At 58.9% G+C, this 12,478-nt stretch carries 10 protein-coding genes; all 10 read left to right on the top strand.

All coding sequences use genetic code 11. The features are described from left to right. Positions 1 to 121: 121 nt before the first annotated feature. On the top strand, positions 122 to 859 hold the full coding sequence (locus DOM58_RS05030; RefSeq protein ID WP_075561200.1) for an ABC transporter permease: 738 nt from the start codon (positions 122 to 124) through the stop codon (positions 857 to 859). A 13-nt stretch (positions 860 to 872) separates the two neighbouring features. Then, positions 873 to 1,859, top strand: a complete 987-nt coding sequence (locus DOM58_RS05025) for an ABC transporter ATP-binding protein (RefSeq protein WP_110691973.1) — start codon at positions 873 to 875, stop codon at positions 1,857 to 1,859. Next, complete coding sequence (locus DOM58_RS05020; protein ID WP_110691972.1) at positions 1,856 to 2,971, top strand: KpsE/RkpR family capsule polysaccharide export protein; 1,116 nt, start codon at positions 1,856 to 1,858, stop codon at positions 2,969 to 2,971. Before DOM58_RS05025 ends, DOM58_RS05020 begins: the two co-directional genes overlap by 4 nt. A gap of 96 nt (positions 2,972 to 3,067) precedes the next feature. Then, a complete protein-coding gene (gene rfbB, locus DOM58_RS05015; protein WP_223162134.1) occupies positions 3,068 to 4,141 on the top strand; it encodes a dTDP-glucose 4,6-dehydratase in 1,074 nt (357 codons plus the stop codon). Continuing rightward, complete coding sequence (rfbD, locus tag DOM58_RS05010) at positions 4,138 to 5,025, top strand: dTDP-4-dehydrorhamnose reductase (protein WP_110691970.1); 888 nt, start codon at positions 4,138 to 4,140, stop codon at positions 5,023 to 5,025. Before rfbB ends, rfbD begins: the two co-directional genes overlap by 4 nt. A gap of 80 nt (positions 5,026 to 5,105) precedes the next feature. Continuing rightward, on the top strand, positions 5,106 to 6,026 hold the full coding sequence (rfbA, locus tag DOM58_RS05005) for a glucose-1-phosphate thymidylyltransferase RfbA (protein ID WP_075561203.1): 921 nt from the start codon (positions 5,106 to 5,108) through the stop codon (positions 6,024 to 6,026). Positions 6,027 to 6,064: 38 nt separating this feature from the next. Next, complete coding sequence (gene rfbC / locus DOM58_RS05000) at positions 6,065 to 6,610, top strand: dTDP-4-dehydrorhamnose 3,5-epimerase (protein WP_110691969.1); 546 nt, start codon at positions 6,065 to 6,067, stop codon at positions 6,608 to 6,610. Between the two features lie 165 nt (positions 6,611 to 6,775). Then, positions 6,776 to 8,131 carry a UDP-glucose dehydrogenase family protein gene (locus tag DOM58_RS04995; protein ID WP_110691968.1) on the top strand — a complete coding sequence of 452 codons (1,356 nt, stop codon included), beginning with the start codon at positions 6,776 to 6,778 and terminating at the stop codon, positions 8,129 to 8,131. A 732-nt stretch (positions 8,132 to 8,863) separates the two neighbouring features. Next, positions 8,864 to 9,910 carry an HAD family hydrolase gene (locus DOM58_RS04990; protein ID WP_110691967.1) on the top strand — a complete coding sequence of 349 codons (1,047 nt, stop codon included), beginning with the start codon at positions 8,864 to 8,866 and terminating at the stop codon, positions 9,908 to 9,910. A gap of 41 nt (positions 9,911 to 9,951) precedes the next feature. Continuing rightward, the gene (locus DOM58_RS04985; RefSeq protein ID WP_223162130.1) at positions 9,952 to 12,312 is read left to right on the top strand and encodes a rhamnan synthesis F family protein; all 2,361 of its coding nucleotides are present in this window, start codon (positions 9,952 to 9,954) and stop codon (positions 12,310 to 12,312) included. Positions 12,313 to 12,478: the final 166 nt, after the last annotated feature.

Here is a 12,478-nt window from a genome sequence, read left to right as displayed (position 1 = left end):
TTCACGATCGGGGCTTTTACCACCGGGCTTCCCGCCGGGGTTTCCCGGGCCTGGTTTCGCAGGACCTCCAGGGGGGCCTTCGCGGTCGCCTTGGCGAGTCGCCCGAAGCGTCTGGTTCGCCATGTTCATGCGTGAGGCGATTTCTCGGACCATGGCCGACCGCATGGGCTGGTTCTGGATGATCTTCGAGCCGCTGGCGATCATCGGCGTGATGGTATCGGTACGCGGGCTATTCATGTCCGGCCGGCATATCGCCGGCGCCGACTACGTCGCCTGGATGGTGGTCGGGCTGATGGGCTTCATGTTGTTTCGCGAGAACATGATGCGTTCGATCGGCGCGGTCGAGGCCAATCGCGGGCTATTCGCCTATCGCCAGGTCAAGCCGATCGATCCGGTGCTGGTGCGCTGCTTCCTCGAAGGCATGCTCAAGTCGCTGATCTTCATCCTGTTCATCACCATCGGCAGCCTGCTCAAGTTCGAGCTGATGCCGGACTACCCGGTCGGCGCGATGATGGACTGGATGTCTCTATGGGCGCTGGGCTGGGGATTCGGGCTGACGCTGTCGGTGCTGGGCGATCTGGTGCCGGAAATCGGCAAGATCGCACGCATTCTCAACCTGCCGTTGCTGTTGCTCTCCGGGGTCATTCTGCCGGTGCTCTACGTGCCCCATCAGTATCGGGAATATCTGCTGCTGAATCCGATCGTGCACGGTCTGGAGAGCATGCGGCTGAACTTCTTCGCCGGCTACCACACGATCGGCGGTATCGATATGACTTACCTGTGGCTCTGGGCGCTGGCGTCGATTTCGCTGGGGCTGGTCCTTCACCTGCGTTTTCGCGATCAGCTGAAAGCGCACTAGGAGATCTGCCCACATGATCGAGATCCGCAATCTCTACAAGCGCTACCACAATCATCACGGCAGCCAATGGGTGCTCAAGGACATCAACCTGACCATCCCCTCCGGTGTCAGCGTAGGGCTTCTGGGCCGCAACGGCGCCGGCAAGTCGACCCTGCTGCGGCTGATCGGCGGCATGGACTCGCCGGATCGTGGCGACATCATCCGCAACAGTCGGGTTTCCTGGCCGATCGGTCTGGCCGGCGGTTTTCAGGGATCGATGACCGGTCGCCAGAACGTCAAGTTCGTGGCCCGTATCCACGGGGCGGAGGAAGAAATCGAACGGGTGATCGAGGAGGTCGAGGCCTTTGCCGAGATCGGCAGTGCCTTCGACGAGCCGGTCAAGACCTACTCGTCGGGGATGCGTTCGCGCCTGGCATTCGGGCTGTCGCTGGCCTTCGATTTCGATGTCTACCTCTCGGATGAGGCGACCGCGGTCGGTGATCGCGCGTTCAAGGCCAAGGCTCAGAAGGCGTTCAAGGATCGTATCGGCAAGGCCAGTCTGATCATGGTCTCCCACGGCGAGGGGGTCCTGCGGGAGTTCTGCGAGGCCGGCATCGTGCTGGAGAAAGGGCAGGCGCAATGGTTCGACGATATCGAGGATGCGATCGGCGCTTATCACGAAGCGACCGATGGCAAGAAGACCGCGCCGCCGATCGTGCCCCAATCGCTCTCCGAAGCGAAGCAGGCGCTGATGCAGGCCAATCGCGAATTCGAGCAGGTGCGTCTCGACTACCAGATCGCCAGCGACGATCCCGCTCGCAACGATCCGGATGACACCCTGCGCTGGCGCATGGAAGAAGCCCGCGAGCGCATGCATGAAGCGCGCCGCTACGTACAGCAATTCCAGGCGCAAGCGAAGCCCAGGCCCACGCCCAAACCTCGTAATCGAACGACAGCGCCTACGACACAGACGCCGAACAAGACCCCGAAAAAGACTCCGAAAAAGACAGGTCGGCCATGAACAAGTCAGCTCATACCCATAAGTCATCCCGGTTACGCAAGTCATTCCACTGGATCGTGTGCGTCATCGCGATCGTCGTCGTCTCACTCTACTGGGCGCTATGGGCCAGCGACCGTTATGTCTCTCATACCAACGTGGTACTGGAAAGCCCCCAGCTCGCTTCGCCGACCTTGAGCGTGAGTTCGCTGTTGAGCGGCGGCTCCTCCAGCAATCTCGCGGACATGCTGCTGCTGCGCGATTACATGCGCTCCGTCGACATGCTGAAACTGCTCGTCGACGAGGCGGATTTCCGCAACCACTACGCCAACTCGGGTGCCGATCTCTTCAGCGCGCTTAGCGACGAGAACGCGCCGCTGGAGGAGCTGCACGACTACTTCCTTTCGCGGATATCGGTGGAGCTGGACGACTACGCCGGCGTATTGCGGATCGACGTCGAAGCCTTTACCCCGCAGGAAGCCAACAAGATTGCGCAGCTGCTGCTGGAAGAGGGCGAACGCCACATGAACCTGATGGGGCAGCGGCTGGCGGAAGAGCAGGTGCGCTTTCTCGAACAGCAGGTTTCGTTGTTGGAAGACAAGTTCCAGCAGACCCGAGACGCGCTGGTCGATTACCAGAACTCCAATGGCCTGGTCTCGCCGACGGGCACGGTGGAGAGCCTGAGCTCGGTGGTTTCGACCCTGGAAGGACAGCTCGCGGTCGCCAAGGCGCGCAAGAGTGCCCTGGCAAGCTTCCAGAGCGTTCGTTCTCCGGAAATCGTGCGCGTCAGCAGCGAGATCAAGGCGCTCAACGATCAGATCGTGCAGGAGCAGGAGCGGCTGGCCCGCCAGTCGGGTGACGCGCTCAACAGCATTTCCTCGAAATACCAGACCTTGATGCTGCGCGCCCAGTTCGCTCAGGAGAGCTACTCCGGGGCGCTGGGGGCACTCGAAACCACCCGTATCGAGGCTGCCCGCAAGTTGAAGCAGGTTTCCGTGCTGCAGACGCCGACGATGCCGGAATATGCCGAGCAGCCGGAGCGCGTCTACAACTCGGTGGTTTTCGCGGTGATCGCGCTATTCATCACGCTGATCATCAACATGCTGATCCTGATCGTGAAAGACCATCGCGACTGACGTTCGCCATCGATCCAGCAATGCGCGTTGCACGACAAACCCACTATGGGTCGTGGCGCTATCAACAGTAGTTTCGACGGGGGAAATACCATGAGCATGACATTTCTAGTGACAGGGGGAGCCGGGTTCATCGGTTCGGCAGTGGTGCGTGAATTGATCGAAAAAACGCCACATCGCGTGGTCAACGTCGACAACCTGACCTATGCGGGCAACCCGGAATCGCTGGCTCGCGTCGATAGCGACGAGCGCTACGAGTTTCGTCTGGCCGACATCTGCGACGCGGCGGCGATGGCCAGAATCTTTCGCGAGTATCAGCCGGATGTGGTCATGCACCTGGCGGCTGAGAGCCATGTCGATCGCTCCATCGATGGGCCTTCGGCGTTCATCGAGACCAACATCGTCGGCACCTATACCTTGCTGGAGGCGGCGCGCGTCTATTGGAAAGGGCTTCAGGACAGCGCGCCGCAGAAAGCGGCGAATTTCCGGTTTCATCATATCTCCACCGATGAGGTCTACGGCGATCTGCACGGCGTCGATGACCTGTTCACCGAGACGACACCGTACGCGCCGAGCTCGCCCTATTCGGCCAGCAAGGCCAGCTCCGATCACCTGGTGCGCGCCTGGAATCGGACCTTTGGTCTGCCGACCCTGGTGACCAACTGCTCCAACAATTACGGGCCGTTCCATTTTCCGGAAAAGCTGATCCCGCTGATGATCCTCAGCGCGCTGGCGGGGCAATCGTTGCCGGTCTATGGCGATGGCAAGCAGGTTCGCGACTGGCTGTTCGTCGAGGACCACGCGCGGGCACTGGTTCAGGTCGCCTGTGAAGGCAAGATCGGCGAGACCTACAACATTGGCGGCCATAACGAGAAGCAGAATCTCGAGGTCGTCGAGACGATCTGCGACCTGCTCGAGGAACTCGCGCCGCGCAAGCCCCCCGGCGTCGAAAACTACCGGGATCTGATCACCTTCGTTGCCGATCGGCCGGGACACGATCAACGCTATGCGATCGATGCGTCCAAGATCCAGCGGGAGCTGGGCTGGACCCCCCGGGAAACCTTCGAAAGCGGCATGCGCAAGACCGTGTGCTGGTTCCTCGAGAACGAGGTGTGGTGGCTACGTGTGCAGAACGGCAGCTACCAGGGCGAGCGACTGGGGGTGACCGCATGACCATCCTGATTCTGGGCGGCAACGGTCAGGTCGGTCACGAGCTGCAGCGGACGCTGGCCCCACTCGGGAAGTGTGTCTCTCCCAATCGGCGGTCGCTGGACCTGCAGGATGCCGGTGCCGTGTCTCGGCTGCTGGATTCGCTGCAGCCCAGCCTCATCGCCAATGCCGCTGCCTGGACTGCCGTGGATGCGGCTGAAAGTTCGCGTGACGAGGCCTTCCGGTTGAACGCGGCGCTGCCGGCGCAACTGGCCGATTACTGCGCGTCGACCTCGGCGCGGCTCGTGCATTACTCGTCTGACTACGTCTATCCCGGCGATGGAGAAAAGCCGTGGCTCGAGAGCAGCGAGACGGGTCCGCTTTCCATTTATGGCGAGAGCAAGTTGGCGGGTGACGAGGCGATACTGGCCAGCGGTGCCGACGCGCTGATCTTTCGCACCAGCTGGGTCTACAGCGCCCGCGGCCACAACTTTCTGAAAACCATGCTGCGCCTGGCCCGGGAACGCGAGGCGCTGCAGATCGTCGGCGATCAGATCGGCGCGCCGACGCCGGCGCGGCTGATCGCGGAGGTTACGTTGCTGTCGGTGAGGGCACGGATGGAAGGCCGCCTGGCCTCCGGCCTCTACCACCTGGCGCCACGTGGCGAAACTAGCTGGCACGGCTTCGCTCAGACGATCTTTCGCCAGGCCGAAGCCTTCGGGGAGACGTTGCGGGTACAGCCGGATCGGGTGGTTTCGATCCCGACCGCCAATTACCCCACACCGGCGCGACGGCCGCTCAATTCGCGCCTGGCGCTGGAGAAACTCGAACAGGCGCTCGGCATCACGCTGCCGGACTGGGAGTCTCAGCTGGAGCTGACGCTGGCGGAGCTGCTCGAAGCCGAGTAGAGGCTCTCGTGGGGAAAATTCTCTAATTATACCGTTATCTAAAATCTGAATCGATCCTGGCATCGAATAGGAGCTTAACCATGGCACGTAAGGGCATCATTCTGGCCGGCGGTTCCGGCACACGGCTTCACCCGATCACGCAGGGCATCTCCAAGCAGCTGCTGCCGGTCTACGACAAGCCGATGATCTACTATCCGATTTCGGTGCTGATGCTGGCCGGAATCCGCGAAATTCTGATCATCTCGACACCGTCCGATCTGCCGCAGTATCGGTATCTGCTGGGTGATGGCACCCAATTCGGGGTGCGCTTCGAATATGCCGAGCAGCCATCGCCCGATGGCCTGGCCCAGGCGTTTCTGATCGGCGAGTCGTTCATCGGCAGCGACTCCGTGTGCCTGGTACTGGGAGATAATCTCTTCCATGGACAGCACTTCACCGAGCAGTTGACCCGGGCCTCGGAAGCGAAAAAAGGGGCGACGGTATTTGGCTATCTGGTCAAGGATCCGGAGCGCTTCGGGGTGGTGGATTTCGACGCCTCGGGCAAGGCGCTATCGATCGAAGAGAAGCCGATCAAGCCGAAATCGCCCTATGCGGTCACCGGTCTCTACTTCTACGACAACGATGTGGTCGAGATCGCCCATCGGGTCAAACCATCCGAGCGCGGCGAGCTGGAGATCACCAGTATCAATAACGCCTACCTCGAGCGTGGCGATCTGCGCGTCGAGCGGCTGGGCCGCGGCTTCGCCTGGCTCGATACCGGGACCCACGACAGTCTGCTGGAGGCGGGTCAGTACGTGCAGACGATCGAGCACCGTCAGGGACTCAAGGTTGCCTGTCTGGAAGAGATTGCCTGGAATCAGGGCTGGATCGATGACGCGACGCTGGCCGAACGCGGCAACGCGCTCAAGAAAACCGGGTACGGCCAGTATCTGCTGGAGCGCCTGGAGGACTCGCGACGTGGAGCGACGGTAGCGAAAGCGGCAGCCGTTGGCGGCCAGTAACCCGACGCGCCCCCATCGTAGGCTGAGGAACGAATGACATGAACTACGAAAAATTGACCATCCCTGACGTCGTGCTGATAACGCCCCGAACCTTCGGCGACGAGCGCGGGTTCTTCCTCGAAACGTTTCGTCACAGCGAGTTCATCGAGCACTGCGGCGACTACACCTTCGTACAGGACAACCACAGCAAGTCCGGCCAGGGCATTCTGCGGGGGCTTCATTATCAGCTGCAACAGCCCCAAGGGAAGCTCGTGCGGGTCACGCGAGGCGAGGTCTACGACGTCGCCGTCGACATGAGGCGCAGCTCAGCCACTTTCGGCCAATGGGTCGGAGCGCTGCTGAATGAAGACAATCGCCAGATGTTATGGGTGCCGCCAGGATTCGCTCATGGCTTCTACGTGACCAGCGACGTCGCCGAGTTCCAGTACAAATGCACGGACTACTATGCGCCGGGCGACGAATACAGCCTGCACTGGAACGATCCGCAGCTGGCCATCGACTGGCCATTGGTTGGCGACAGACCGATGACGTCCGACAAGGACGAGCAGGGGAGTTCTCTGGCTGACGCGGCGACGTTTGCCTAGGCGTCAGTCAGCCTGGATCTCTATCGAGCGCTCACCTGAGCGTTCGTCTCGATGGGATTCGGGCTCTTGGGTACTCGCTATCAGGCGTCAGGCCATTCGGTCTTGCCATCTCGACTTTCTGAGCTGCCCCGCAGGCAGCATCGCACACTCTTGGGAGTTTCTCGGATGAAGATCACCGTTTTCGGTACCGGCTATGTGGGCCTGGTTACCGGCGCCTGTCTGGCGGATGTTGGCCACGACGTGGTCTGTGTCGATATCGATCAGAACAAGATCGATCGCCTGGTTCAGGGAGAGATCCCGATCTACGAACCCGGCCTCGAGTCGATGGTGCTTCGCAACGTGGAAGCCCAGCGACTGCGATTCACGGTCGACGCTGAAATGGCAGTCGCGCATGGGGCCCTCCAGTTCATTGCCGTTGGGACCCCGCCGGATGAGGACGGCAGCGCCGATCTGCAATATGTGCTCGCGGTGGCCGCCACCATTGGCCAGTACATGAATGCTTACAAAGTCGTCATCGACAAGTCGACCGTCCCGGTCGGTACCGCCGACAAGGTCCACGACCGTATTGCAGGCATCCTTGCGGAACGCGCTGTCGAACTCTCGTTCGATGTCTGTTCCAACCCCGAGTTCCTCAAGGAGGGCTCGGCTCTGGAGGACTTCACTCGAGGCGCTCGTATCGTTGTCGGCACCGACTCGGATCGCGTCAGCGACCTGATGCGTGAATGTTACGCGCCCTACAACCGCAACCGCGAGAAGCTGATGTTCATGAGCGTCAGGGCGGCGGAGCTGACCAAGTACGCCGCCAACGCCATGCTGGCGACCAAGATCAGCTTCATGAACGAAATTGCCAACCTGGCGGAGCGTCTGGGCGCAGATATCGAGGACGTTCGTCGCGGCATCGGCTCGGATCCACGAATCGGCTACCACTTCATCTACCCTGGCTGTGGCTATGGCGGCTCCTGCTTCCCGAAGGACGTTCAGGCGCTGGCTCGTACTGCCAGCAAGGTCGGTTACGAAGCCGAGCTGCTCCAGGCGGTCGAAGCGGTCAACAAGCGTCAGAAGTCGACGCTGTTCGAGAAGCTTTCCCATGCCCTGGGCGGGGCGCTGGAAGGCAAGACGATTGCGGTCTGGGGGCTGGCGTTCAAGCCGGAAACCGATGACATGCGCGACGCGCCGAGTCGGACGCTGATGGAAGCGCTGTGGGCGCACGGTGCCACGGTACAAGCCTACGATCCCGAGGCGATGAAAGAGTGTCGTCGGATCTACGGTGAGCGTGACGACCTGGTGCTGGTGGCAGACCGCATTCAGGCCGTCAAGCGAGCCGACGCGCTGGTGGTCTGCACGGAATGGAAAGAGTTTCGCACACTCGATGCCGAATGGATCCGTGCGCAGTTGACCTTTCCGATCGTGGTCGACGGCCGAAATCTGTTCGATCCGGAAGCGATGTCCGCCGCCGGTGTCGACTACTACGCCGTCGGCCGTGGCAAGACGCTCGTTTCTTCGACTGAAACTCGTCGCTGAGTGACGCTTCGCTGACGCTCGTTCCGACTCCCCGCTGGAAAACGCATCGTCGATTTTCTACGGCGCTTTATTATCGGAATATCTCTATTTACTGTTTTTAATACTGTCGATTATGAGATGTCTGATATTGATCGTCGGTTTTTAATGAGTGGGTTGCTGGATGGTGAATATCGATGAGTAAATTCATCTTCACCAAAAGCCGGGTCGCGATTAACCTGACTAAAGTCTAGCAATAAACTGCGATCGTCGATTGGAAGGTGTTGAAAGTCGAAAGTATTTGACACGCTGAGGTTAACGGCGGGGAAAGTGTGGGCTGTCATGGTTCCGCAACATTGTGGCGATGTCATGTCGTTATTCTGCGACACTTCAAGCCTCAGGATTCATTTGTTGGTCAGTTTTTCGATTGATTGATCGATACTGGATTTTTGTAGACACGCATGTCGTTAGCCACGCCGTTAGCAAGATCGACTGTCATGATGAAGATTATGACGGGCATGGTGTTTATAAAATTTTTAGTTTAAACGCTACTTGATTCAAGAGCTCAGCGATTGAACGGTATTTAAGAGCCCAGCGATTGAACGGTCGATAGGAATGTCGTCGTTTTAGTCAGCCTGGTGTTCGTCGTATCGACACCATGAAAAAGATGAAATCTTCGGCTCCCCGTCAGACGCGCCGAAATGAATAAAGAAACGTCACGATTCGTGGCCAATAACATATCGACGAGGCGTCATCATGCAAGCCAAGAATCGAGCACTACATGAGTTCGGGGCAACCTTTCTTGGGCCCGCGCTGCACGTGTATGCCGAATCCATTGAAGCGGAATCCGACGGCCATCTGCCTGTCTGTCTGGCGCGTGAGGGGTGGTGCTTCCATCGTCTGCTGACCCGCTTGCAGCGTGAATCGTCGATCGAGCTACAGCATGACCCCGTCTATCTACGGGTGTCCAGAACGCTGCTTTTTCGCGCCATGCTGGGGTCGGAGACGATCATGCCGATGGCGCTGAGCAATGACTTTGCGGGCAGCATACTGGACCTCATGCGAAAACGGTTCGGTCTCCAGCTGCATGAAATCTTTTCGGCATTGCCGTTCGAGCTTCTTCGCTTCAACTGCGAGCTACCCAAGGACCGGGACCTGGTTCTGCAATGGCTGACGCCACACTTCAATGCGTTGAAAAGCGTCGTTTCTCCGACATATCGGTCATTGATTGCCTATTTGAGCCGAAGTGGCTTGATGGACCCCGACAAGCGGCCCCTGATGCTGGATCTGGGTTACTCCGGCACGATTCAGAAAATTCTGACCCATATTCTGAAACGGGATACGACCGGGCTCTATTTCATCGCGACCAAGCCGGGTGACTCGGCGATCAGCGATCACCATGCACTGTTGAAGGGTGTTTTTCATGAGGGAGTCGGATGGCGCGACGGCTGTACCATGCTCGACCGCTCTCTGCTCTTCGAATGCCTGTTGACTGCGCCTCACGGACAGATGGTCGATATTCGCCAGAAAAGCAATCGGGAATTCGAATATTTCTATGGGCGTGAAGCGGCAACACAGCGCCACTTTCAGGATCTGAAAACGGTCTTCGATGGCGCAATCGACCATGTCCTGATGTGTCGACGTCATGGTGTGAATTACACGAGCGAGGATGTGCAGGATCTCTACGAAGTCTTTGCCACTCGTCCCAACTGCATTCCTCATGATGTACGGCACCTTTTTAACGTCGATGACGATATCGCCGGTAACGGTATGGTCAGCCCGATGCAAATGTTCGCAATATAAATCAAGAGGCGGGGGCCCACATGAAACCAACGGGAAAAATGATGTCGCTACTACCGTGGCTATTTCAGACCCAGATCGCCAGCGAAGCCCGCAGGAAAAGGCTGGCGGCCGAAGAAGTCGTGGGGATGGATGAAAACATCGTCGTGCCCGAGGCTCGGTCAGAAAAGGCGCGAGTAGAAAAGATTCGGTCGGAGGAAGCTAAATCGGAAAAGGCTTTTACCGGGAAAGGTCAGGAAGAAAAGCATCTCGAGGATCAGCCTCGAGAAGAATCCGTCGTCGATGACAAGAAAATGGTCACTGTGACCGAAACCTATATCGTCGCCGATGGAGATGCCATCAATGATGATATTGCCCCTGCAAGCCTCATCGCTGGAAAGGAAATCATCGGAAAGGAACAGTCACCTTCGTTTCCTGACGCTGCTGCCTTGTCGGATGCCGCGTCGATCCTCGAAGCGAGTAATGACGAGAGCGAAGCCAGCGAGCTGCCTTTGGGCGTTACTACCGGCAGCGGCGGAGCTCACGCGTCGCTGATGGGCCAGGCGTTCATGGACGCGCTCGGCACGGGGTTGTTCGATCCCAAGTGGTACCAGGCTACCTACGGTCTACGCTTCTCCACGCAACGCGAAGCCTTCGATGACTATATTCGTAAGTCCCGCTTTGCCCCGGTGAACCCGTCACCGCGGTTCGATAGCGAGACCTATCATCGGATGTATATCGATGTCTTCCATGCCCAGCAGAGCCCGCTACAGCATTATCTGCTGCATGGACGCAGCGAAGGGCGCCAGCACTTGCCGGCCTCCGTGCGCTGGTATCCCCGGGAGATCATCGAGCCCGGCAACACGCTGACCCAGGCGGCTAGCGAGCTGAAAGTCGCGCTCTGTCTACATGTTTTCTATGTCGACTTCCTCGATCGGTTTGCCAAGGCGATCGAGCAGTTTCCGGTGGTCGTGGATGTCTATCTGACGCTGGCGGACGCCAGCTTCGAAACACATGCTCAGGAAGTGTTCGGTAAGCATGCACGTGTTGGCAAGCTGGAGACTCGTGTCGTGCCTAACCGCGGGCGAAATTTCGGTCCGGCTCTGGTGGAGTATGGTCAGGCGCTACAGGGCTACGACCTGTTCTGTCATCTGCACTCCAAGAAGTCGCTCTATTCGGGCAAGGAACAAACCCAGTGGGCGGAGTATTTGATCGAATATCTGCTGCGCGACACTTCCGTCATTACGCGCCTGCTGAATGCCTACGCGGCTGATGAATCGTTGGGGCTCTACTACCCGACCACGTTCTGGATGATGCCTTCCTGGGTCAATCATCAGACCATGAACAAGGGCTTCATGCGCGAATGGCAGCAGAAGCTGGGGCTGAAACACGTCCCCGAGTTCCTGAGCTATCCCGCAGGGGGGATGTTCTGGTCTCGCCCCGGGGCCATGAAGGGGGTGCTGGATCAGACATGGTCCTATGAGGATTTCCCGGAAGAGCCGTTGCCCAACGACAATTCGATGCTTCACGCGCTCGAGCGAATTCTAGGCCCGCTGGCCGAGAATCTCGGCTACAAGCAGCTGTTTTATTACCCGCCTACCGGCCAGTTTACGACGGATAACGGCTACATCACCGCGAGCTATCACGGTCGGCTGGAGCAACACATCGCCAGTATCCAGGCGCATGCCTGCATCAGTTTCGATGTCTTCGATACGCTGGTTCGCCGTGAGTTTACCGTGCCCGATTACGCCAAGCTGAAGCTGGGCAAAATGCTGGCCGAGCAGGGATTCGTCAGCTCCGCCCAGGCATTCGTCAAGCTGCGCAACGATGCCGAGTCGACGCTGCGCCAGCGGGCCAATTATCAGGGTGACGTTCGCATCGAGGCCATCTACGACGAGCTGGCAGATCAGCTGAATGTGGATTCCGAAGCGGCTCAGGAATGGATGGAACTCGAGTACGAACTCGATCTCGAGATGATTCAGCCCAAGGACGAAATGGTCGAGCTGTTCAACCATCTCGCCGCACACGGCCACATTCTTTGGGTCATCTCCGACACCTACTACAACCGCGAACAGGTGGGACTGATGCTGCGCAAGGCCGGTATTGCGGCGGCCTACCGGTTGATGGTGTCGAGCGAAGAGCAGCTGCGCAAGGACAACGGATCGATGTGGCGCAAGGTGAAGCAGGATCTCGCCAACGAAGGTATCGATCGCCATCTGCACATCGGCGACAACGTGGTGGCTGACGCCCAGATGCCCGGCGATCTCGGGCTGACGACGTTCCATATCCTGCATCCGATGGATAAGTGGGCGGCGTTAGGATTCCCGGCAGTACTGCACGGCGCGGATGCGCTGGATGAAATGGAAATTCTCAAGTGGGGCCGCTTGATCAACGAAGTGGGCCGAAATCCATTCATTGGCGAGTGACTGGCTGATTCGAGCGCCTGGCCGACACCTGGTGTCGGGTTGGCAACGAGAAATCTCGCAGTTGATCTGTTTTCGACGGGTCGAGTCATCCGCTACCGATGGCCGGCGCCGTGCGACGACAGAAACCGTGGTAAAGGGCGCCGGGAATCCTGGACGTGATGGTTAT

Origin of the sequence: Salinicola halophyticus, assembly GCF_003206695.1 — a bacterium.
Classification (GTDB): domain Bacteria; phylum Pseudomonadota; class Gammaproteobacteria; order Pseudomonadales; family Halomonadaceae; genus Salinicola; species Salinicola halophyticus.
This window is presented reverse-complemented; position numbering and strand designations above follow the sequence as displayed.